Origin of the sequence: Kurthia sp. Dielmo, assembly GCF_000307285.2 — a bacterium.
Taxonomy (GTDB): domain Bacteria; phylum Bacillota; class Bacilli; order Bacillales_A; family Planococcaceae; genus Kurthia; species Kurthia populi.
In genome coordinates this window covers 88,044-110,427 of the sequence record NZ_HE578959.1, presented here as the reverse complement: position 1 = coordinate 110,427, position 22,384 = coordinate 88,044, and the positions used below count along the sequence as shown (strand labels likewise).

The 22,384-nt window shown below is 37.3% G+C and carries 22 protein-coding genes, 1 pseudogene and 1 riboswitch; of the genes and pseudogenes, 10 read left to right on the top strand and 13 right to left on the bottom strand.

Going from position 1 to position 22,384, the window contains the following annotated elements; all coding sequences use genetic code 11:
* Nucleotides 1–207 precede the first annotated feature (207 nt).
* The 3 genes and pseudogenes from KTHG_RS22145 to KTHG_RS11790 all read left to right on the top strand — a co-directional run.
* Nucleotides 208–330 (top strand): annotated as a pseudogene (locus KTHG_RS22145) (IS3 family transposase); the annotation flags it as partial.
* Nucleotides 331–561: 231 nt separating this feature from the next.
* The gene (locus KTHG_RS11795) at nt 562–831 is read left to right on the top strand and encodes a hypothetical protein (RefSeq protein ID WP_139993787.1); all 270 of its coding nucleotides are present in this window, start codon (nt 562–564) and stop codon (nt 829–831) included.
* 146 nt (nt 832–977) lie between these two features.
* Entirely contained in the window at nt 978–1,301 is a 324-nt protein-coding gene (locus KTHG_RS11790) for a hypothetical protein (protein ID WP_139993785.1), read from the top strand.
* A gap of 47 nt (nt 1,302–1,348) precedes the next feature.
* Here the strand turns inward: KTHG_RS11790 and KTHG_RS11785 are convergent, their stop codons facing one another.
* Nucleotides 1,349–2,857, bottom strand: coding sequence for a glycine betaine uptake BCCT transporter (locus KTHG_RS11785; RefSeq protein ID WP_139993783.1), 1,509 nt, complete (start codon nt 2,855–2,857; stop codon nt 1,349–1,351).
* Nucleotides 2,858–3,174: 317 nt separating this feature from the next.
* Here KTHG_RS11785 and KTHG_RS11780 point away from each other — a divergent pair, with 317 nt between their 5' ends.
* From KTHG_RS11780 to KTHG_RS11770, 3 genes are all read left to right on the top strand, one after another.
* Nucleotides 3,175–3,516, top strand: a complete 342-nt coding sequence (locus tag KTHG_RS11780) for a hypothetical protein (RefSeq protein WP_126989313.1) — start codon at nt 3,175–3,177, stop codon at nt 3,514–3,516.
* Between the two features lie 121 nt (nt 3,517–3,637).
* On the top strand, nt 3,638–6,358 hold the full coding sequence (locus KTHG_RS11775) for an ATP-binding protein (RefSeq protein WP_370362764.1): 2,721 nt from the start codon (nt 3,638–3,640) through the stop codon (nt 6,356–6,358).
* Nucleotides 6,358–7,185 (top strand): CheR family methyltransferase, encoded by an 828-nt coding sequence (locus tag KTHG_RS11770; protein ID WP_139993781.1) that lies wholly within the window; start codon nt 6,358–6,360, stop codon nt 7,183–7,185. The genes KTHG_RS11775 and KTHG_RS11770 overlap by 1 nt, the downstream gene beginning before the upstream one ends.
* A gap of 138 nt (nt 7,186–7,323) precedes the next feature.
* Here KTHG_RS11770 and KTHG_RS11765 read toward each other — a convergent pair whose 3' ends face one another.
* Nucleotides 7,324–8,460, bottom strand: a complete 1,137-nt coding sequence (locus tag KTHG_RS11765) for a SpoIIE family protein phosphatase (protein WP_139993779.1) — start codon at nt 8,458–8,460, stop codon at nt 7,324–7,326.
* A 245-nt stretch (nt 8,461–8,705) separates the two neighbouring features.
* Nucleotides 8,706–8,883: riboswitch (cobalamin riboswitch) on the top strand.
* 149 nt (nt 8,884–9,032) lie between these two features.
* Here KTHG_RS11765 and metE point away from each other — a divergent pair.
* On the top strand, nt 9,033–11,417 hold the full coding sequence (metE, locus tag KTHG_RS11760) for a 5-methyltetrahydropteroyltriglutamate--homocysteine S-methyltransferase (RefSeq protein WP_305000242.1): 2,385 nt from the start codon (nt 9,033–9,035) through the stop codon (nt 11,415–11,417).
* Here metE and KTHG_RS11755 read toward each other — a convergent pair.
* The 9 genes from KTHG_RS11755 to KTHG_RS11715 form a co-directional block, all read right to left on the bottom strand.
* Complete coding sequence (locus KTHG_RS11755) at nt 11,366–11,776, bottom strand: hypothetical protein (RefSeq protein WP_139993775.1); 411 nt, start codon at nt 11,774–11,776, stop codon at nt 11,366–11,368. The genes metE and KTHG_RS11755 overlap by 52 nt on opposite strands.
* Before the next feature lie 128 nt (nt 11,777–11,904).
* Nucleotides 11,905–12,474: a LysM peptidoglycan-binding domain-containing protein gene (locus KTHG_RS11750; protein ID WP_186439576.1), complete on the bottom strand. Its 570-nt coding sequence runs from the start codon at nt 12,472–12,474 to the stop codon at nt 11,905–11,907.
* A 387-nt stretch (nt 12,475–12,861) separates the two neighbouring features.
* Nucleotides 12,862–13,488, bottom strand: a complete 627-nt coding sequence (locus tag KTHG_RS11745; RefSeq protein ID WP_139993772.1) for a nitroreductase family protein — start codon at nt 13,486–13,488, stop codon at nt 12,862–12,864.
* Nucleotides 13,485–13,925, bottom strand: coding sequence for a MarR family winged helix-turn-helix transcriptional regulator (locus KTHG_RS11740; protein ID WP_139993770.1), 441 nt, complete (start codon nt 13,923–13,925; stop codon nt 13,485–13,487). Before KTHG_RS11740 ends, KTHG_RS11745 begins: the two co-directional genes overlap by 4 nt.
* A gap of 180 nt (nt 13,926–14,105) precedes the next feature.
* Complete coding sequence (locus tag KTHG_RS11735) at nt 14,106–14,543, bottom strand: hypothetical protein (protein WP_139993768.1); 438 nt, start codon at nt 14,541–14,543, stop codon at nt 14,106–14,108.
* Between the two features lie 93 nt (nt 14,544–14,636).
* The gene (locus KTHG_RS11730) at nt 14,637–15,311 is read right to left on the bottom strand and encodes a YfjL-like protein (RefSeq protein WP_139993766.1); all 675 of its coding nucleotides are present in this window, start codon (nt 15,309–15,311) and stop codon (nt 14,637–14,639) included.
* Entirely contained in the window at nt 15,298–15,846 is a 549-nt protein-coding gene (locus tag KTHG_RS11725) for a zf-HC2 domain-containing protein (RefSeq protein WP_139993764.1), read from the bottom strand. The genes KTHG_RS11730 and KTHG_RS11725 overlap by 14 nt, the downstream gene beginning before the upstream one ends.
* Complete coding sequence (locus KTHG_RS11720; RefSeq protein ID WP_139993762.1) at nt 15,846–16,337, bottom strand: RNA polymerase sigma factor; 492 nt, start codon at nt 16,335–16,337, stop codon at nt 15,846–15,848. Before KTHG_RS11720 ends, KTHG_RS11725 begins: the two co-directional genes overlap by 1 nt.
* A 152-nt stretch (nt 16,338–16,489) precedes the next feature.
* Complete coding sequence (locus KTHG_RS11715) at nt 16,490–16,894, bottom strand: acyl-CoA thioesterase (RefSeq protein ID WP_126989299.1); 405 nt, start codon at nt 16,892–16,894, stop codon at nt 16,490–16,492.
* A gap of 199 nt (nt 16,895–17,093) precedes the next feature.
* On the opposite strand from KTHG_RS11715, the gene KTHG_RS11710 reads away from it, so the two are divergent.
* Nucleotides 17,094–17,306, top strand: a complete 213-nt coding sequence (locus tag KTHG_RS11710; RefSeq protein WP_139993760.1) for a hypothetical protein — start codon at nt 17,094–17,096, stop codon at nt 17,304–17,306.
* Nucleotides 17,307–17,342: 36 nt separating this feature from the next.
* On the opposite strand, the gene KTHG_RS11705 is transcribed toward KTHG_RS11710, so the two are convergent.
* Nucleotides 17,343–17,804: a tetratricopeptide repeat protein gene (locus tag KTHG_RS11705; protein ID WP_186439575.1), complete on the bottom strand. Its 462-nt coding sequence runs from the start codon at nt 17,802–17,804 to the stop codon at nt 17,343–17,345.
* Between the two features lie 562 nt (nt 17,805–18,366).
* Here KTHG_RS11705 and KTHG_RS11700 point away from each other — a divergent pair.
* A complete protein-coding gene (locus tag KTHG_RS11700) occupies nt 18,367–19,791 on the top strand; it encodes a sensor domain-containing diguanylate cyclase (RefSeq protein WP_186439574.1) in 1,425 nt (474 codons plus the stop codon).
* Between the two features lie 15 nt (nt 19,792–19,806).
* Nucleotides 19,807–21,351, top strand: a complete 1,545-nt coding sequence (locus KTHG_RS11695) for a diguanylate cyclase domain-containing protein (RefSeq protein ID WP_139993754.1) — start codon at nt 19,807–19,809, stop codon at nt 21,349–21,351.
* A 164-nt stretch (nt 21,352–21,515) separates the two neighbouring features.
* Here the strand turns inward: KTHG_RS11695 and KTHG_RS11690 are convergent, their stop codons facing one another.
* On the bottom strand, nt 21,516–22,352 hold the full coding sequence (locus tag KTHG_RS11690) for an aldo/keto reductase (protein ID WP_139993752.1): 837 nt from the start codon (nt 22,350–22,352) through the stop codon (nt 21,516–21,518).
* Nucleotides 22,353–22,384 lie beyond the last annotated feature (32 nt).

Below are 22,384 nucleotides of genomic sequence, written 5' to 3'. Positions count from 1 at the left end.
GGGGCTCCTGGTTTTTATTATAGATTTTCAAATAATTTCACCGAACTTAATGCGCGTTTATAAACGCTTGCCATTATGCATCATCGTACATTCCACGAAAAATAACTTAGCCCCGACATCCGGACATATTTCACTCACACTAATTTTTAGATTACCCGGTGGTTTCTTCTTTCGATAGCTTAAAGTGCGACAAATGATGTTGTCGTTCAAACCGTTCAAGCATACATCAACTACGATAATCATACGCGAATTTTTTCAAAGTTAAGCCACCTTTCTTCAGTTGAATACCGGAAAAAGGTGGCAAAACAAGAATTTGACAGCGACTCCTAGAGGACTCCTAGCATGAGTGGAAGACCCCGCAGTAAGCTTGCGAGCGAGAAGGCTTCCGCCATGCCTCAGGAAAGCGTCCGTCAAATTCAACTAAAAGAACATGTCTTTTTCTTTGTTTCACTTTCGTGAGTCAGTTTTTGTACATCTTTTTTTGCGTAATTTCATACATATCCTTACCATTTTACCTATATTTACTATATGATAGAAGTAGCATACAAAGATGCTTATAGATTGGCCAGAGGAGTGATAATTATGCGTTTAAACACTGAAAATTTAATTCGTTTCCAAAAAATCGTAACACCTTATTTACCCGAAAATGCAAATAAGGTATTAATTGATGCGGAAATCATTTATCCTGCTATTTTTCTTAAAGTCACATTCGGTTTAGAAAATGAAAAAGTACTTATTCCAGCTCATGATGAACGCTATTTTGAGCTTCTTGAAAAATTAAAAAAGAAATTTTACCACACTGCGAGGAAAATGAACGTGATCTGTTTTTAATTGCTACAAAGCACCCTGAGGACGGCCTGTGGGATGTAGAACAAGTCAATGCCATTCCTGAAGATGTCTTCGGAGAATTTGCACAGCTACATCGTTTAGAGGAAAAAGCGGTACGCATTGCCCGTAAATATACGCAAGGCCATGGTGTGCTTTACCGCGAGATTGCAGAACCTAACCCATACTTGCGTGGTCATCACTGCCTTTACAATACAAAGGGTGAGCTTGAATACCGCGATGATGTTGTCTACAACACACCGACCGAATGGAAGGAAAAATCATTCGCACAAATTTTAATACAATTCCATGATAAATGGGTTGAACTATATAATGAAAATTGGTCGACAATTAATATTATTTTCCATGCGCCAAATCATTACACACTACAGTTTGATAATGAAGATTTAACTGCTACTAGTTACGAAGAACGCAGAGATGTATGGAAAGCGCATTATTTAACAGTTACCCCGTAACAAATAAAAAAGCAGGAAACGCCTATGCGCTTCCTGCCTTTTTTTCATTATTTCTGTTGTTTTTTCGGACGAATGTATAAGCCTAATTCTCGTCGTTCATGCATTAATGCTTTATAAAGCGAATAAATCATAATGAGCATGAGTATCGAGAATGGGAAGGCAACAATAATCGCAGCATTTTGTAGCGCCTGTAAACCACCTGAGAATAATAAACTTGTCGCAATGGCCGCTTGTAAAATCCCCCAAATTAATTTCACTTTAAATGATGGATTTAATGAGCCACCTGTTGTCTGCATACCAAGTACAAAAGTTGCTGAATCGGCAGATGTGACAAAGAATACCGCTACTAAAATAATCGCAATAATTGATAAAATAATACCGAATGGAAGTTGATCGAAGACTCCAAAGAGCACTTGCTCCGTCGGTAAATCAATAATGCCAGGATTTTTTTTCGATGCATCAATCGCAGATGTACCAAATACCGCGAACCACAATAAACTAACAATCGTTGGTAATAAAATAACACCCATTAAAAATTCACGAATTGTACGTCCACGTGAAATACGCGCGATGAAAATCCCAACAAATGGAGACCAAGACATCCACCATGCCCAGTAGAAAATGGTCCAACTATTAATCCAGTCGCGCCCTTCTCCACCTGGAGAGGTACGTAGACTCATTTGTACGAAGTTTTGTAAATAGCCACCAAGGCCGTTCGTAAAGTTATTCATAATTTGTACTGTTGGCCCTAAAATAAGCAGGAGTACGAATAGCACAAAGGCAATATACAGATTTGCATTACTCAGTAATTGAATCCCTTTGTTGAGACCTGTAGAAGCAGAAATCATGAATAGTAACGTTACGATAATAATGATAATAAATTGTACAGTAAAGCTATTTGGAATCGACGTTAAATACGATAGACCGCCGTTAATTTGTTGAGCACCAAAACCAAGTGTTGTTGCTACACCGACAACCGTCGCAAATACGGCAATAACATCAACGGTATGCCCCATCCATCCTTTAGCACGTTCGCCGATTAACGGATAAAGTGTTGAACTTAGTAAGCCCGGCATTCCTTTTCGGAATTGGAAATAAGCAAGGGCAAGTGCTACAATCCCATAAATTGCCCATGCAGAAATTCCCCAGTGAAGGAATGTATAACGGAATGAATCTTTAAGCGCTTGTTGAGATCCTTCCTCCGCAGACGGTGCACTAATCGCGAAATGGGATAATGGCTCTGCGGCACCCCAGAATACAAGACCAATCCCCATACCAGCGCTAAATAGCATCGCAAACCATGATTTATTACTATATTCTGGTCGGTCTGTACGCTTTCCTAAACGAATACCACCAACCGGACTTAAAATTAAAAATAGACAGAATGCGACGATAATAGCAACGGTTAATAAATAATACCAGCCAAATGACGTCGTCAAAAAGCTTTGAATATTTCCAGTAACTGTTTCAAACATTTCTGGTGCAATTAATCCTACTGTTGCTGCAAATATTGCAACTACTGCAGATACCCAGAAAACAATCCCTAATTTCTTCATTTTTTTCTCCTTTTCGTTTAAAATTTTCTCACTATACTTTTTTACTGTAACATCAAAAAAAAGAATAGTAAATTTTTTCACTATTGGAAAATTATTTTATAAATGGTTAAAAAGTGTTTTATGTAGCATTAAATCGATTCTGTACCTTTATTTTGTTTAAATGGTTTGTATCAAAAAAACGCTAAAACTCCCTCTCTTATTGCCTTCCCTTTCAGTAAACAATTAAACGGCGATTGTCCTCAAAAAGTCATAATCGGTCACAATTTCGTCATGTAGAGGTGCTATAATAGAAGAAGTTCGTAAGGAGGATTTTACACATGAAAAAGATTTTATCCGCTATGGCGCTTTCTTCAGTTTTACTATTAAGTGCTTGTGGTGGCAATGATACTGACTATGAAGTAGTAAAAGATACCGTCGTGCGCGGCATGCAACAATATACAATTGAAACAAAAATGGACGATGAAAAACAAATTAAAGCGCTTATCGAGGAATTAGAAGAGAAAGCGATGAGTAATAATACACGCCCTGATTCTATGTGGATTAACGTACAAACAAAACGTGGTAAATTAACAGCAACTGTAAAAGAAGCTTACACACTTACAGGTATGAATCAAACTGGCCTAAAAGAAAAAAATAAACCTGAATTAAAAATGAAATAAAATCTGGAGGGACACGTCGCTTTTTCATTGAAAGGGCGGCGTTTTCTTGCGTTTTTTAGTCATCTATGATTCACTTAAAATGGTATATTTTATCAATTTAGAAAGAAAGGTTGGAAATAACGTGAATTTTAAAATCCGTTCTAAAATAACGAGCGGGTATATTGCATTGATTCTTTGTTTAATTATTGGCGTCATTGTAGTCGGCTTTCAAGTCAATACACTACAAACAGAGCGCAATAAATTAATGACAAGCACTGCAAAAGTACAAACGCTTCTTAGCACTTTAGAAAATCACACATTAAATATGAACCGATCTCAGCGTGGTTACATCGTGACAGGTAAGGATCCTTATTTAGATCCTTATCGTGAAGCAAAAGCCAAGTGGGAAGATGATTGGAATGAATTAAATGTATTAATGGAGGGGCGTCCAGACCAGCAAGAATCTCTAGACTCTGTTAAAACACATATCACACGTTGGATTGAAACAGCGGGTGAGCCTTCTATTAATTTAAAACGAAACAATGATGAAGCTGGTATTAAAAAATTTTACCACGAAGAAGTAGGGCGTTCTGAAATCCAGACAATTATGGCGACACTTGGAAAAATTCGTAGTGATGAAGCTTCTCACCTAGCATCTGAAGCGAAAAAACTGGATAACGTAAACAATAAAATTGTCTTTACGCTTGGTTTATTCTTATTTATAGCTGCTATTGTTGCGATTTTCTTCTCATCATTTATTTCTAAATCGATTGCAAATACAATCACCGGTACAACCGCTGCTATTCGTCACATTGCACAAGAAAAAGGAACATTTACTTCACGTATTCCAATCATAACAAAAGATGAAGTACGTGACCTAGCGGTTGCTACGAATGATTTATTAGATGACTTAGAAAACCGCGAATGGGTGCGAAGCAATGCCACACAAGTCGTGAAAAATTATCAAGGCATTGATGCTATCAAACAATTAACTTCTATTTTCTTATCGCAAGTCGCTCGTATTACGCGTGCTAGTTATGGTTCGCTTTACGTACGCAATGATAAAGAAGAAAAAATATTTGAGCAGCAGGCCTCTTTTGCAAATTCTTATACAAAAATTGGCCGTGAAACCATTGCTTTAGGCGAAGGTCTTGCAGGTCAAGCTGCACTTGAGCGTCGTGTCATTCACTTAACGGATACGACAGGCTATCAAATGATTTCAACGAGTCTTGGTGATATGCCGCCAAAAGAAGTAATCATTCTTCCTATTACATTTGAAGAAAAAACGATTGCAATTTTAGAACTTGCCACTGTTAATGCCTTTGAGAAGTTAGATCGTATTTTCCTAAAAGAAGTCGTAAGTTCACTTGGTTTAACGATTAACAGCGTCTTAACTCGTATGGAAGTCGTTCAATTATTAAATGAATCTCGTGCCATGAGTGAGGAACTACAAGCACAGACTGAAGAATTGCAAACACAATCGGAAGAACTGCAAACACAATCAGAGGAACTACAAGCACAGACCGAAGAATTAACAAATATTAATGAACAGCTTGAAGAGCGTACGCGTGAAGCAGAAGAAAAGACAGCAGAGCTTGAAATTACAAAATCTGATTTAGAACGAAATGCCGAAGAGCTTATTCAAAGTTCTAAATACAAATCTGAATTCCTTGCAAATATGTCACATGAACTGCGAACACCGCTTAACAGTATTTTAATTTTATCTGAAATGCTAGCAGAGAATGCAAAAGCGGAAAATCAAGAAGAAGATGAAGAATTTGCACGTGTGATTAATTCTTCTGGTAAAGATCTCTTAAACTTAATTAATGATATTTTAGATTTATCAAAAATTGAGGCTGGTAAATTAGAAATGATTTATGAAGAAGTCAATATCAATGAATTGCCGCTTTATTTAAAACAATCCTTTACACATTTTAGTAACGACAAAGATGTTGTCTTTAACGTTGTAAAAGAGGATGATGTCGCAGATGTTATTCATACAGACCATAAACGCTTCCAGCAAATTTTGAAAAACTTATTATCAAATGCCTTTAAATTTACAGAACATGGCTCTGTGAATGTCCATCTCTACAATCCTTCACTTACGAAGGAACAGCAAAGAATTTCTGAACAGTGGTTAGCTATTTCTGTCACAGATACAGGTATCGGTATTCCAAAAGAAAAACATGAGCTTATATTTGAATCCTTCCAACAAGCAGACGGAGCAACTGTTCGTAAATATGGCGGTACAGGTCTTGGTCTATCCATTTGTAAAGAATTTGCGCAACTACTTGGTGGTACTATTACACTCGATAGTACGGAGGGTGAGGGTAGTACATTTACACTTTATATTCCTAGCTTACCAACGGGCTTACCGAATAATGTCGAGATGCCAGCAGAATCAATCTTTGAAGTACCATCAGTAGAAGAAACACCTGATGCGACTCAAACTGACATGCCAGCTATTGTAGAAGAGAATTTCTTTAAAAACAAGCGCGTGTTGATTGTTGATGATGATGAACGCAATATTTTTGCACTCGAAAAAACATTACAACAACATGGCATGATTGTAGATAGTGTACGTAATGGTCGTGAATGTTTAAACTTTATTGAGAAGGACCGTCATGTCGATGTAATTTTAATGGACATTATGATGCCTGAACTAGATGGTTATGATACGATGCAAATTTTACGCGAAGATATGAATATCGAGCTACCGATTATTGCATTAACAGCGAAAGCAATGAAATCAGACCGCGAGAAATGCATTGCTGCAGGTGCAACCGATTATATTAGTAAGCCACTAAACTTAGAGCAACTTTTCTCTGTTTTACGTGTTTGGTTAACTACTGAGGTGATGTAATGGAAACAACGGCAACAGAAGAATTAGAGGTAGCACTTTTATTAGAAGCGATTTATCAATTAACTTCTTATGATTTTAGAGAGTACAATCGCTCCTCTATTACACGTCGAGTGCATAATCGTCTAGCACTCGAGCATTTACCAAACATCTCTCGTTTAACGGAAAAAGTAATCTATGATGAGAAAATACGCAAAGAATTATTAAATGACTTCTCGATTAATGTCACGGAAATGTTTCGTGACCCTAGCTTTTTCAGAGCATTACGCGAAGACATTTTACCGCGTTTTAAAAAATTAGATGACATTCGTATTTGGCATGCCGGCTGCGCTACGGGAGAAGAAGTTTTTTCCGTCGCCATTTTACTTACAGAGCTTGGGTTGATTGATAAAGCTACTCTCTACGCAACCGATATGAATGAGGACGTACTTGAGCGTGCGCAGGCGGCTCGGTTCCCCATTCAAAAAATGCAAAACTATACGAAAAATTATATGCTTGCGGGTGGTAGCCAAGCTTTCTCTGAATATTATTATACGGACAGTCATTTTGCGTATATAAAACCGGAGCTTCTTGAATCAATTAGTTTTGCACAGCATAACTTAGTGACAGATCAATCATTTAATGAATTTCACTTAATTATTTGTCGTAACGTATTGATTTATTTTTCACCACCACTTCAAAATAAAGTATATAAGCTTTTCCACGATAGTCTATCACGTGGTGGCTTCCTTTGCCTCGGTGCAAAAGAATCGCTCCGCTTCTCAGATATTATGCCTAAATTTGAAGAAACGATTACGAATGAAAAAATTTATCAAAAAATCTATGACTAAAAAAGAGGCTGGGACAAAACACGTCATGTTCCTTTTTTAGCGTTCACAACGAAAAACCGGAACCGCGCCACAGCGCGATTCCGGTTTTTCTTATGCTCATAGAAGCGGCTTTTCTGACACATATGTCAAAGCCTCTTTTTAATTTGCCTGGATCACAAGCATACACATATCATCTGGTTGATTCTCTTGCTGTTCACGCGGAATAACATAATCAAGTAATGGTTTATCAAGTGATAATGTTTGTGCAGCAAGCTTATCCATACGTCGCTCCGCTTCAAATTCATCTGGATGCATCGCCTCTAGCACACCATCTGTAAACAGAATAATTTGCGCCGAGCTTTCGTATGAAATCGTTTGTGATTTCACATCAATATCATCGAAAAAGCCAATTGCACAGGAATTGTTGTTCAAATGTACAAGTTCTTCTTCATTCAGCCACACATAGCCATGCGGATGCCCTGCATTGACATACTCAATCGTTTTTTCCTTCGTATTAATTAGCATATAAACACCTGTAAAGTAGTATGGAATTTTTTCTTTATCTGTATGTAATAAGGACATATAGCGATTTAATTCGATCATCACTTCAGCCGGCTTTACACGTTTTTTCACACTATCACGTAGCGCAGATGAAATAAACATACAAACGAGGGAAGCCGAAATACCATGCCCCATCATGTCAAATAACATTACGGCATAGCGATCCTCATCTATTTGTTCCCAGTAATACATGTCCCCAGCTAAATTAAATGACGGTTTATACGCCACTTGTACAGCAAGCTTGTCATCAGTAAAAGGTTCACTTAATAAACTGCGCTGCACATGTGCTGCTAAATTTAATTCATTTTCAATCTTTTCATCATGAATCATATGCCAATCCAGCTCTTGTTTTAAACGGAGCGCCACATCCATGCGCGCTAGTAATTCAGTTTTGTTAATTGGTTTTGTAATATAATCATTACCACCAGCGCCAAGTGCTTCTGATAATTTTTTCTTATCATCAAGTGCAGTTGTAAATAAAATTTGAATATTTTTATAACGCTCATCACGACGAATCGTCCGACACGCTTCGATACCATCAATCTCTGGCATCATAATGTCTAGTAAAATTAGATCCACTGAATCGGGCTTATACTTTAGTTCATCAATTTTCAAATAATCATACAGTGCCTGAGCCGATGTCAGAGATACACAATTATCGTACCCAGCACTTTTTAAAATTTTCTCCATGACAAATAGATTTACCTTGTTGTCATCCACTAGTAGAATCGTCATTGTATCCCTCCTAATTTCTTCTATAAGTATTTAAAAACAGCCCATTATCTGGCGTTATACTATATACCTAAGTTTTTCGCACACTACGTTTTATGTATAAATTATTGGGTGTAGCGATGTTTTCTTACAGTATAACATCAAATAATTCATCTCGTATTGTTTTAGATGGTTTTAAGTAAAATTCTGCTCATTTTCAAAATATATTTTATTTTCTGAAAAATATATGCTATAGTATTGTTCAATTACATAACGTGTTACAAACCGGTGCATGTGAGAACATGCTTAAAAGGGAAGTATGGTGTGAATCCATCGCTGTCCCGCAACTGTAATTCGGAGTGCTTAAAAATTCGCCACTGTGTAAATGGGAAGGCTTTAAGCATGTTGATGATAAGTCAGGAGACCTGCCTGTTTTGAGTACACACCAAAGGCTCACGTGGAGATGGGCGGTGTTCTGTGCGATGGTCGGTCAAAAGGAGTCGACTTTTTTAATAATGCATAGATTCTTCCGCTATTTCTTAATTGAAATAGCTTTTTTATTTGGAGTTATGTAATACACCAAAGGAGGAATATACATGATTACAACAACAATTGGTTACCCGTATATCGGAGAAAACCGTGAATGGAAACGTCTCGTAGAAAAATTTTGGAAACAAGCGATTAGCGAAGATACATTACAAGCAGAGTGGAAAAAATTACGCATTACCCATTTAAAAAAGCAACAAAAACTCGGCCTAACGCAAGTAACATCTGGTGATTTTACGATGTATGACCGTATGCTCGATCTTGCATTTCTTTTTAACTTAATCCCATCTCGTTATCGCTCACTAGAAGATGAACCTTCTCTTACTACATATTATGCGATGGCTCGCGGTACGACTGACACGGTCGCTTGCGAAATGACAAAATGGTTCAATACTAATTATCACTACATCGTTCCCGAATACGAGGGCGCGACACTGAAATTAAATCATAATCATTATGTAGATTGGTTCTTAGAGGCAAAAGAAGCGGTTGATATTGACGTGAAACCAACACTAATCGGGCCAATGACCTTCTCTAAATTAACGAAAGGCTATCGTGATAAAGAACTTGCCCACTATTTATTGGAGCTACTGCCTCTTTACGCACAGGTTTTACAGCAACTTGTAGATGTTGGAGCAGAGTGGATTCAATTAGAGGAGCCGATTTTGACTACTGCCCTATCAGAGGAAGATTGTCGCTTAGCAGAAGTTATTTATACACAACTTGTCGAGGCTGTGCCACAAGCAAAAGTGATGCTGACAACCTATTTCGAAGCGTTAACAGATTTTGAACGCATCACGAATTTACCAGTGGCTGGTGTCGGATTAGATTTAATCCATGGCAAAAAAGAAAATTTAGCCGCGCTTCGTCAGCATGGCTTCCCAGCACAAAAAACATTAGCACTTGGCGTGGTTAATGGTCGTGATATTTGGGCAAGTAATTTACAGGAAGTTGCACAAGATGTACAAGCCGTTCAAACACTTGTATCGCCACAAGCTATTTGGCTGCAACCCTCTTGTAGCTTGCAGCACTGCCCGGTGACCGTTGCGAATGAAACAACGCTCTTCGATACACTAAAAGATGCACTCGCATTCAGTGATGAAAAATTAGGTGAACTTGTCGAAGTAAGTGGCTATATCGAAAGTGGTGAGTGGCCAACACCAACGGCGGTATCTGCTAGCATGAAGCGCATTGAAGCATTAAAAAATCATGCAAGTCGTCAAAATGAAAGCGTGTCTACAGCACTTGCTAAGTTAGAAGAGAAAGATTTCAAGCGTACCGTCCCATTTACAGAACGTCTTGCATTACAACAACAGGCACTTCATTTACCATTATTCCCAACGACAACAATTGGCAGCTTCCCACAATCAAAAGAAGTCCGTTCATGGCGTGCTGCCTGGCGACGTGGCGATTTAGACGACGCGGCATATGAAGCAAAACTAGATGCTGAAACATTGCGCTGGATTGCCTTACAAGAAGAAATTGATTTAGATGTTCTTGTACATGGTGAATTTGAACGTACGGACATGGTTGAATACTTTGGTGAAAAATTAGCTGGCTTTGCGTTCACTAAATTTGCATGGGTTGTGTCGTATGGCTCGCGCTGTGTTAAGCCGCCAATTATTTACGGTGATGTCGACTGGCTTGCGCCAATGACTGTAAAAGAAACCGTCTTTGCACAGCAACATACCGATAAATGGATGAAAGGTATGTTAACTGGGCCTGTCACGATTTTGAACTGGTCATTCGTTCGAAATGATCTTCCACGTGATGTAGTCGCAGCACAAATTGCCCTAGCACTTCGAAAAGAAATTCATGCATTAGAGGAAGCGGGCATTCGCATTATCCAAGTGGATGAGCCTGCACTACGCGAAGGGTTACCGCTGCGTCAAAACAACTGGCAAGCTTACTTAAACTGGGCTATTGATGCCTTCAAGCTTGCCACGTCAAGCGTCGATACTACGACACAAATTCACACACATATGTGCTATTGTGAGTTTAATGACTTTATTGACCCAATTACCGCACTTGATGCCGATGTCATTTCACTTGAAACATCACGTAGCCACGGCGAATTAATTCATTCACTAAAAGAAAATCCTTATCCGTATGGTATTGGCTTAGGTGTTTATGATATCCATAGCCCGCGTGTCCCATCAGCAGATGAAATGACAACGATTTTAGAAGAAAGTCTTGCGGTCATTCCAGCAAATCATTTCTGGGTCAACCCAGACTGTGGTCTAAAAACACGCCAGGAACCTGAAACCGTTGCCTCACTAAAACATATGGTCGAAGCAGCAAAAGCATTACGCAAAAAACATTACAAACGAATTAAACGACTAAAAAAGGAGAAAGCGCTAAACTCGCGCTTTCTCCTTTTTCTTTATTGTGCTTTTACTGTTGTTGCCTTTGTCGTACCTAATTTTTTATCATAAGCAATGATATCATACATTGCCGCTTCCGACGTTTCATCCGTATAGTTCGGATTCGCCGTAAATGCAATTAATTCACCATTTCGATAAATTTCATAGCCAAGTAAATGCGTTGCTTGTGCATCATCCATGCTTAAACCAAGTACATTTTTCGTTGTACTATGCGTCATTGTCACATTTGGTTTCACACCTGTACTAAAGCCGGTTCCCTTATAGTCTAAAACTTTATTGTTTAAGTACCATAATTTCTTCGGCTGCGCATATTTACTCGTTTCCTTACGTGTTTCGTCATTAACCGTAAAGCCGTGTCTTGCAAAATAGTTACTTAAATCCTTTTTCAAGACGCGTGATGAATACGTCACGATATATTGCTGACGTGTCGCATCCCCGTCCGATAATGAAATCGGCTCTTCACGGTATAATTTATTTAGCTCCGCCCAGTACCCTGGATGCGCAAGCTCTAGCTGCCAAAATGTTCCTAACCGAACAGTTAACGATTATCCTTCGCAATGCTCCATAGCGTAGCACCTGCCAAAACTTTAGTTGTTTTCTTTTTCGCTGGTTGCTTTTTGTTCGTTGCTACATGCGATGGCAAGTTTTTCGTTGCTTCCTTTTTATTCGTCCATGCGTTTGCTCCATCTAACGCTTTTGTTGCTTTCGTTCGTTCTTTCACATCTGTAAAGGTTGCTGGCAAATTAATTTCTTGCCCCGGATAAATAAGATTTTTATTTTTTATTTGTGGATTTGCTTTTAGTAATGCAGCGAAGTCAACTTGCTTCTTTTGTGCAATTAACCACAAATTATCAGCAACAACGACTTTGTACGTTTTTGTTGCCTTTTTGATAGTTGTCGGTGGCAATTGGATTAATTGGTTTTTATAAATTAAATCTTTATTGTTTATTTGATTATTAAGTTTCAATACTTCATTGAAATCTTTGTTTTGTGTTTTAGAAATGTTCCACAAATTATCACCAAATTCCACTTTATAAGTATCAGCAAGAACTGTCATCGGTGCAAAAAATACAGCCGAAGACAGTGTCACTGCTAATTCTTTTTTCATAAATATTGGGCCTCCGTATAGGTTTAAATTTATTACGGCACTATTGCCTAGGATATGTAGTTTCATAATAGTAAATCAGTATGTTTTTTTGGTTAACCTTATTGAAAATATCTTAAAAAAATGCCTCTGTCAAATAGCAATAAATACCTTATCAACAGCCATAAAAAGACGTTTAAATGCTATATTATACAATTCAATCTAATTTTTCCTATTCATCCTGTCAAAATGAGCAAAAATGAAAATACAATTCAACTCTTTATACTGAAAATCTGTATTTATTTTTAGCCTATTTGCATAAAAAATTTTTTCATGCCTAAAAATAATGCCAAAAAAATTATGTACGATAAAAAAAAGACCGCACAATGGCGGCCTTTTGCTTCCGATAATTTAGATAAAGCGCGTTAATTGTTCAGCAGGAATACGTGAAGAACCGTATGCTGGCGCTGCCGCTTCACCAATAGCAATTAATAATACAGGGAATTCATTCTCTGGAAGATTGAAGTGTTCTGCAAATTGTTGTTTGTTAAAGCCACCCATTGGTACGGTGTCATAACCCATTTCTTTTGCTAATAACATGATTTGCATGGAGATTAAACCAGCATCAAATTGAATCACATTTTTCAATGCTTCCTCTGGTAAATCAGCATATAAGTTTACAGAGTTTTTAATCATATTGTCCGCGATTTCACGTGTCATAAAACCTTGTTCCACGTTTGCATCATAAATTGCTTGTGCATTTTCATACATTTTTAAATCACCTAATACAGCAATTGTTGCAGATGATTGTACGATTTGTTCTTGATTGAATGCGATTGGTAATAATTCTTTTTTCGCTTCTTCATCTTGGATAATTAGGAAACGCCAAGGTTGCATATTGCTTGATGATGGAGCAGTTGTTGCAAGTCGTACTAATTCCATTAACTTTTCTTGAGGAATTGTGACACCCTCTTTATATTTACGTACCGATTTACGGTCATTCATAATTCGTTGAAGTTCAGTTTGTGTAGAGATCATTGTGTTAATCCTTCTTTCATATTTATTACATTTTGATTAAGTCGCTTCACAAAATGTTGCAGTTGTGAAAATTCCGCTTCTGAAAACCCTGCATACAATTCATCAAAAAACTGCGTACGGTTGCACGAACAGCCACTCAGGCGCTGTTGTCCTTGTGAACTTAACTCTACGAACACTTCTCGGTTATTGTCAGCATTTCGTTCACGTTTCACAAGTTTTTCTTGCTCCAACACTTTCAAGTGCCTTGTAACAGCAGCTTGGTCGATTTTCAGTGCATCACGTAAGTCGCTTTGTACCATGCGCCCATTATGATAGAGTTGTTGCAGCATTTCATAGCGCGTTAAGCTCATATCCGTTGATTTCTCAAAGCATTGCGTCACTTGACGTTCAATGCCCTTTATTTCCATTAATACTTGCTTCATCTCTTCCTGACTCATGGCGAAAACTCCTTTATTGATGCATCAATTGTTGACTAGTCAATTATATAAAAAATGATGTTTTTTTCAATATTTTTCACTTATATTATCAAAAACACATCAATCGTTTTAGAAATAACCCAAAATAACCCATCAAAAAAATCGCACCTTTTACTAGTGCGATTTCTGAATCATTTTCGTTTATCGATATTTTTCCATAGCATCTAATAAAGCAATCTCAACAAATTCAGCGAGTTTTATGCCCTTTTCTTCCGCAAACTCTTTTGCCTGCTGTGCCATGCCCTGGTCAATATAAAATGTCTTACTCTTCCGTTCCTCTGATGATAGAGCTGCCGCTGCATCTGTAATATCCTTCGTAAGTGTTTGTTTTAATTTCCCCTGCGACTCCACCGTCGCAAGTTCTTTTAATTTTTTCACTTCGTCCTCTGTGAATGGATGAAGTGGCATCACCTGTACCCATTTTCCTTCCTCTTCATCATACACAAAACCATATGTGGAAAGACTTGCAACAATTTCTTTTGCCTTCATATTAATTTTTTCATCTTTTAATACTTTTTTAATTTCCTTGGCTGACTTTCCAGCTAACGCTTCTTTGACAATTAATTGGTCCTGATGCATCGGCATCCCCTCCTTATCATTATAGTTCCACTAAAATACAGTTTTCACACATAAAAAACCTAGAAGAAGCAAATCTGCTCTTCTAGGCCTTCATTAATATGCAATGTCTTCGATTTTCTTTGGTGTCACATAATAATCGTAATTATCTGTTGAAACATTTATTTTATCGTATGTCACACCCATATTATTTAACACCACTTGGATTTTTTTTGCTTCAGCTAAAAACTGTTCTTTTGATAAATGATTGTCTAATATGATGTTCCCACCTACCGGGCCAAATGCTTTCACATTTGGAGACCATGTTTTATCTGTATTTTTTTTATCAACATTAATAATTAAAAGTTCGTCTGCGGCATAATCCTTCGTTACAAGTGGCACATTTTCTGCCTCCAACTGTTTTCTTAATTCTTTTGTTGCTTGCTCTGTAAATAGCTCACTTTTTTTTGTATCCTCTAATTTAGAAAAACGCGTATCATAATTAATTTCATATGGACGATCATCTACTGTATCAACAATAAATGTTTCTGTATTACCGTAACCATCTTTAAATTCTACTTCAAAAGAATAGGTGTCCATATACCAGTTGTGGCCCGCCTTCACAATTTCCATATCTTTCGCGTTTGAGTATGTCATTTCTAAATAATTTTTCACGACATCTTTTGCTTTTTGTTTCGCAATGGGATTGCCATTCACTGAAAAGTAAGCGATTAGTAATGCGGCGACAATGACGATAAAGCCAATTGCACCAATCATTTTATTTTTTTTCATATTTCTCTCTCCCTGTCATCATGTTCCAACATTTTGTTAGTAAAAAGCCAATCATAAAGAATAATAACAAAATTGGAACGTATATAAATAATCCGATAAATTCTTGCAACGTATCATACATTGTCGGCATCTCTAATGCCGGAATAAGTGCCACAAAGATTGTCGTTGTAATCGTTGCTATCACAAGTGGTATGCGCATCTTGCCATAAAATCCGTATAGTAGCGCACCTAGCAGCGGATAAATTAAGATAAAATAAAGATCCTCTTCAGCTCCATATGCGCTATACGCCGCACCCGCTGCCATTAAGACAATGAGCAGCATTTGCATGAAGCTTGATTTTTTAATTGTTTTTTGAAGTTTTCTTACATCACGCTTCACTTCAAAGGCTGGAAGTGGTTTCCCCATATCAGCTACGAGTTTTCGACATTTCTCACAATGCTTTAAATGCTCGTCGACAAATGCTTTTGAATCGGGCTGTAATAAATCTTCCTCATATGAGGGTAATAAGTCTTCGACAATTTGACATTCTTTCATTACATGTCCTCCATTTCTTGTTGTAACTTGCGCTTCAGTCGATGAAACGTCACACGCGCATAGTTTTCGCTCTTGCCAAGCATTTCGCCTACTTCCGCAAAACTTAGCTCACCATATGTCCGTAGTAAAACGAGTTCTTGCTCATCTTTTTTTAATTTCGACAATACATATAAAAAATGCTTCATATCTTCTTGCACTTCAATTAAATGTTCGGTTGATGGCACCTCTTGTTCTGGGAGCGCTGATAACATACCTAGCAAATCGATTTCATAATGGTTTTTTCGATAATATTTTTTTAATAAGTTATTCGCTATCGAAAAAATCCATGTTTTTAATGTGCTTGCCCCAGAAAATGTATCGACACTTTTACATGCTTCATAAAATGTGTCTTGGCATAAATCCTGTGCCAGCATTCGATTAGCCGTTTTCGCGTAGAAAAAAGCTTCGACTTGCGGTTGCAAATCCACATAATATTCTTCAATTTTATTCATCAGCGACCTCCCTTCTTGGTTCGTTCATAGTATTAATACCTTGAGTTTTCATTTCGTTACAAAAAAGTACAAATTTTTTTAAAAAGTTTTTTTCTATGTATTTGCACAAAATAAAAAAGAAGAAATCATCTTTCTTCTTTCATACGAACTTATTAATTACTCGATTTTTGTGCATCACGAATTTCCTGACAAACCGGAATCGCTTTTCGAGCAGATAAATCAAACATCACACTTATAATAGAAGCTTCTGCGATTGTTTCTTTCTGTTCATTAATGATTTCCTGCTGTAATGTGAAACTTTTTGTTCCTACATGGGCTAATGTTGTATGAATAATTAGCTTATCACCAAGCCGCGCCTCTTTTTTAAAATCTGTTTCTAAATGCACAACCACTGTCCCAATACGGTCTTCTTCAATTAATTTTTTTACCGGCATGCCAATGCCCTTATACCATGTGTGACGCGCCTGCTCTAAATAATAAATATATTGCACATGATTCATATGCCCATTCAAATCCGTATCTGGCTCCATTACTTCTAACTCCATATCAACTAACATCCAAAGACCTCCTTTTTATTGTCTATTCCCTTTTTTCACTACGTCAACGCTTGAAAGTAGTTTGAAAAAATAAGAAAAGGTACTAGGTTTTTTCAGAGAGATGAGTTATTTAAACATACTGCTAAGCTTTTACAAAAAATGACTTGCTTGCACGCTTAACAGAGATGAATTTGTATGCTATTTCCCACATACGTCAAAAGTGGCTTTTCATAGTCGCTTACCAGCATGGCGCATTAGTTTTGCATTGAATCCATACGCACATCATCATACACATATCAAGTTCGGCCCAAGCTTTGGCTACGCTGTTGCAACGACTGCTTGTGATCCATATGAAATACTTTACCAGCTTACCGATGTACGCATGTATCATGACCAGCAACTGATAAAAGGGCAACAGAAAATGTTCATTTAAAAAGCAGAAAGGCGAAGAATCACCATTCTGCTTTTTTTAATCGTTTAAATGTGTCGCATAATAGTTAATGGCACGACTAAATGCCTGTACATCATTGTCTAAAGAAGCCTTCACGTAACATTGTAGCAATAAAGTCGTTGCCTTCTCATGCTCTTGCAAATTATAATAGGTCATCGCCAAAAATGGTGGTAAAGCGAAGTTATCTGGAAATTGTTCATAGCCCTGCTCTAAGATTTTTCGTGCATCCTCATAGCGATGGAGCACGCGATATGTACTCCCTAATCCAATATAAGCATCCACTTCATCATAGCCAAGCGCAATCGCTTTTTCATAATACGGTACCGCTTCTTTTTCTCGTCCCAACACATCATTTGTTGCTGCTACATAGTACTGTGCCTCTGCGTCTTGAGGATTTTCGACTGTTATTTTTTCAAATTGTTTCAGTGCTTCTTCATGTTTCCCTGCACTACGTAAGCGCATTGCTGATTCCCACATCATTATCACTCCTTTTGCCTTTGTTTTATTCCCTTTTCTCCAATACTTGAATATCATTTACGACAACCAAAGCAAAACAATACTTTATGCTCAATATTTATCTTTTAAACAAAAAATAATATTAAAAAAGAGTATTTATACCTATCTTTAATTTCTGAATTGACTGAAAATTAAAGTTATTATAGTCTATAATGCTAGTATAGACTCCTTAATTATTCATTATTAAGGGTATTTTATCTAGTTTTTCTGTTTTATCATGTAGTAAAGTTAAGCATCGACTTCTTTCTATATAGATTAGCTGAAAAGTTTTATATTTAAAATGGCATACTAGCCTTTTTTATTTAAAAGAGCATTCTAAAAAATCACTCAAACTTATACATATATTATGCATAATTGTCCTTTCTTTCTAATTAAACAGAGCGATACAATAGAATTATGCTTATAAGCCTTATTGGAGGTTTTGACGATGCCAATCCCTACATTATATATATATATAACTATCTTTTTGCTTCCTGCAATTCTTTTAATTAGCTGTATTACCATTCTTCTCACGCGCTCTTATTCTATGAAAGAAGCAAAGCTTGTCGGCTATGCTTTTAGCAGCTACGCAGTTGCATTAATAAGCGAATTTGTACGCCACATGGTTCCAATGAATCAAAGTTGGTGGCTAACTGAATTTATTGTAGCACCTTTTATTTTACTAGGCGCCGCATTTACATTGCATACTATGTATATTGTGATTGCAAAATATACACCGATTCCGTTTCGATTCGCGCCAACTATTTTTTATGTACCTGTTGTATTCATGCTTGCGATGATTCCAATTATCGGTCTTAATTCAAATAACTTTTATTCGCACACCGTTTGGTATTACCGAGATGTACCATTCTATACCACATTATTTTTTATCGCATTTGGTTCTCTTTCATTCTTAACGTTACCGATTTTATACGTCGGCTATCGTCGCTGCCGCAATCGTAATATTTTCCGATTAATTCGCTTTTTATTTATCGGTCAACTCATTGTTTTTGCGACGTATATTACCTGTATTGTGACTTTCACGCTTATACCTTATCCACCAATGTGGCCGCTGTATTTAGGTATTTTCACGACGCTGATGCTATTTTGGGGTATACTACGCTTTAACCTTACCCCAAGTTTAGCGAATCGCTATCAAACGATGATGAAATTAACACCTTACGCAATTGTGCTACTAGATGAAAAACAACGCGTATTTGACTTTAATGACGCTGCGATGATTTGGGCAGATTTTAAAGTAGGTATGCCTGCAAAAGATGCTTTTATTCTAAAAGAAAATATTTTGCGGTTCCAATCATTTATGGACCGACTTGTAAAAGAAAATTCATTGCGTGGGCAATTATTAACGATTCAGCACGCAGAAACTGGTAGAACAACCTATCTTTCTTGTAATGCCTCTGTTATTTATTTAAATGATGATCCTTTTTATTACTTAGTCTGGTATGACCAAACAAGTGAAATCGAACGTCAACGACAAATTAGGGAAATGGCCTATGTAGACTCCCTTACGACATTGTCTAACCGCGCGTATTTTAATTCTTATATTCTCACTAAAAACACACCTGGCACTTTAATTCTGTGTGATTTAAATCGTTTCAAACAAGTAAATGATACGTATGGTCATCAAATTGGAGATGAATTATTACAGCTTTTTGCATCGTTTTTTAAAGAATATATCAAACCACCTCATTTAAGTGCTCGGCTAGGTGGAGATGAATTTGCGATTTATTTGCATAATTGTACGTCCATCGACACAATTGAATCTTTAATTTATACACTACGAGTGCAATGTCAAACAAAGCCACTTACCTTAAAAGATGGTAATGAAATTTTTATTAGCGCTAGCTTCGGATATGCTATTTCTAAGGAACCGATTACAAATTTGGAGACTGTGCTTCATACAGCAGATTTAAATATGTACAAGGAAAAAAAGCATTTAAAAAACGCTTAAAAAGGGGTGAATCTTTTGACGTATGATGCGACCACGCTTTTAATTTACTGCTGTGCCTTTTTATTGCCAGTAGCCATTTTAATTTGTTTAAGTTTATTCGTATTAACGCGCGGGTTGCATAGTCTAGAAAATCGACTAATTGCCTTTATCTGCTGTTGCTATATGGTGTCGTTTATTAGTATATTTTTTGCGCATTTACAGCCAACCATCCATCCGTATTTAACAAATTATGTGCATGCCCCGATTGGCATTTTATCGCTTAGCGCCCTAATGCACCTTGCCTATTGGCTCATCCGTAACTTAAATCAAGTACGGATTCCGTTTGCACCTTTTATTTTTTACGCTCCTGCAGCAGCGGTTTTTATCGGTGCGTTTTTTGCACCCCTGCCAACGACAGGCTTTGAAAACGGGAATATTTGGCTCCAAAATACGATGACACCGTTTATATCACTTGTTTATAGTTTATCGGCAATTCTCTTATTGGGCTTGCTTGGTTTTGCCAGCTATATCGCTTTAAAAATCCGTCGCGGCATTCAAAAGAAAATGTTTTATTATTTTTCAAGTGTACTCATTATTATTATCGGTGCATTTTACACAGTGGAATGGCTTCTTCCACCTCAAACGGCATTTCCATTTATGTCGATGTACATTCAAGTAGCCTGCATATTAGCGGTTGGCGCTGGCATGGTTCACCTAGAGCTATCGCCGAGCATCGCCAATCGTTATCGTGAACTTATCACGGTGGCACCGATTGGTATCGTTATTTTAGACCATGAATTCCGTATTTCTGAAATTAACGACAATGCGCGAGAACCCATTGAACAGTACGGCGTCGAAAATATTGTTCATCAGCTTTTTTTCAATGATTTATCGCTCAACCATAGTGGGTCAATTTATGATTTATTAACAAAAAGAGGGATTTTAACGAATCATATTGTTCGTATGGAAGACCCTTTTTCAGATGATGCGTATTTTTTATCTGTCAATGCCTCCATTTTAGAAGAGGAGCATCATTATTTTTATTACTTATCTTATTTTGATATGACAGAAGAAATGAAGCAACAGCAGCGCTTACATCAACTCGCTTATGAGGATCAATTAACTCACTTGCCAAATCGCGCATACTTCATCCCAAAAGTGACGAACTTAATCAACACCCTAAAAATGGGCACATTGATTTTAATGGATTTAAATTCATTCAAACAAATTAATGATACGTACGGCCATAAAATTGGTGATTATGTGCTACAGTTTACTGCACAACTACTACGCGATGCTGCACAGCCAACACATGAGTTAGCACGATTAGGCGGCGATGAGTTTGTGCTTTATTTACCGGATAGTAACGAGGCATTTGCGATGCGTTTTGTAGATGATTTACGGACTCGCTTTGTGTCAAATCCATTCCAGTATGAAGACCTATCCTTTATTATTTCACCAAGTATTGGCTACGCTATTGTACACGCTGACGTATCAGCTCATTTTGAATATTATTATCAGCTTGCAGATGACGCGATGTATGTCGATAAGCAGCGTATTAAAAAAGCACGAGATTTATAGACTAAAAAGAGACTGAGACGAAATACGTCATTTTCCTTTTTTTAGCGTTCGCAACGAAAAACCGGAACCGCGCCACCGTGCGATTCCGGTTTTTCTTATGTTTCTAGGAGCGGTTATTTTTACACATATGTTCTAGCCTATTTTTCAGCTAAACAATTATTAGGTTAAAATTCCTCAAACTCCCTCGGATCTTGATTATCAATGCGTCCATTTTCTTGTGTTAGCGCATTAATCTTTTGCATATCTTCATCAGACAATTCAAAATCAAAAATCGCTAAATTTTCAAGCTGATGTTCCTCAGAACCTGCTTTTGGAATCGCGATAACACCTAACTGATAATGCCAACGTAAAATGATTTGACCAACTGTCTTTCCTTTTTCCGCCGCAATAGCCTTTAATGTCTCATCATAGATAACTGTACGTCCGCGGCTAAGTGGACTCCATGCTTCGGTAATAATGCCTTTAGATGCATCAAATGCACGTTGCTTTTCTTGTGAAAAGTAAGGATGCAACTCAATCTGATTAACGACCGGAAGGACACCCGTTTCATCTTCTAAACGATTTAAATGCTCTGGCATGAAGTTACACACGCCAATCGAACGGACAAGTCCGCGTTTTTGCGCCTCAATTAAAACCTGCCATGCCTGTACGTATAAATCTTGCTTTGGATTTGGCCAATGTAATAAATATAAGTCCAAATAATCTAATCCCATACGATAAAGTGATTCTTCAATCATTTCGAGTGCAACGTCAGGATCTTTATAAAACTGTGCACGTAATTTAGACGTCACAAATAATTCCTCACGTGGAACTCCGGAACGGCGAATACCTTCACCGACTGCTCCCTCATTGTCATAACGAATCGCCGTATCAATTAAACGATAACCATGTCTGATTGCCTGCGCTACATTATTTGCACAGTCCTCACCTTTCATAAATACCGTCCCAAAACCAATGGATGGAATATCATAGCCATCTGCTAATTTTTTTGTCGAATTCATTCAATCACCTTCCTCGTTGTACTGTTACCTCA

Bases quoted from the DNA above. Each gene is read 5' to 3' on its own strand.
- KTHG_RS11785 (WP_139993783.1), bottom strand. From the start codon at position 2,857: ATGAAGAAATTAGGGATTGTTTTCTGGGTATCTGCAGTAGTTGCAATA.
- KTHG_RS11780 (WP_126989313.1), top strand. From the start codon at position 3,175: ATGAAAAAGATTTTATCCGCTATGGCGCTTTCTTCAGTTTTACTATTA.
- KTHG_RS11770 (WP_139993781.1), top strand. From the start codon at position 6,358: ATGGAAACAACGGCAACAGAAGAATTAGAGGTAGCACTTTTATTAGAA.
- KTHG_RS11765 (WP_139993779.1), bottom strand. From the start codon at position 8,460: ATGACGATTCTACTAGTGGATGACAACAAGGTAAATCTATTTGTCATG.
- metE (WP_305000242.1), top strand. From the start codon at position 9,033: ATGATTACAACAACAATTGGTTACCCGTATATCGGAGAAAACCGTGAA.
- KTHG_RS11750 (WP_186439576.1), bottom strand. From the start codon at position 12,474: ATGAAAAAAGAATTAGCAGTGACACTGTCTTCGGCTGTATTTTTTGCA.
- KTHG_RS11745 (WP_139993772.1), bottom strand. From the start codon at position 13,488: ATGATCTCTACACAAACTGAACTTCAACGAATTATGAATGACCGTAAA.
- KTHG_RS11740 (WP_139993770.1), bottom strand. From the start codon at position 13,925: ATGAGTCAGGAAGAGATGAAGCAAGTATTAATGGAAATAAAGGGCATT.
- KTHG_RS11735 (WP_139993768.1), bottom strand. From the start codon at position 14,543: ATGCATCAGGACCAATTAATTGTCAAAGAAGCGTTAGCTGGAAAGTCA.
- KTHG_RS11730 (WP_139993766.1), bottom strand. From the start codon at position 15,311: ATGAAAAAAAATAAAATGATTGGTGCAATTGGCTTTATCGTCATTGTC.
- KTHG_RS11725 (WP_139993764.1), bottom strand. From the start codon at position 15,846: ATGAAAGAATGTCAAATTGTCGAAGACTTATTACCCTCATATGAGGAA.
- KTHG_RS11720 (WP_139993762.1), bottom strand. From the start codon at position 16,337: ATGAATAAAATTGAAGAATATTATGTGGATTTGCAACCGCAAGTCGAA.
- KTHG_RS11715 (WP_126989299.1), bottom strand. From the start codon at position 16,894: ATGTTAGTTGATATGGAGTTAGAAGTAATGGAGCCAGATACGGATTTG.
- KTHG_RS11705 (WP_186439575.1), bottom strand. From the start codon at position 17,804: ATGATGTGGGAATCAGCAATGCGCTTACGTAGTGCAGGGAAACATGAA.
- KTHG_RS11700 (WP_186439574.1), top strand. From the start codon at position 18,367: ATGAAAGAAGCAAAGCTTGTCGGCTATGCTTTTAGCAGCTACGCAGTT.
- KTHG_RS11690 (WP_139993752.1), bottom strand. From the start codon at position 22,352: ATGAATTCGACAAAAAAATTAGCAGATGGCTATGATATTCCATCCATT.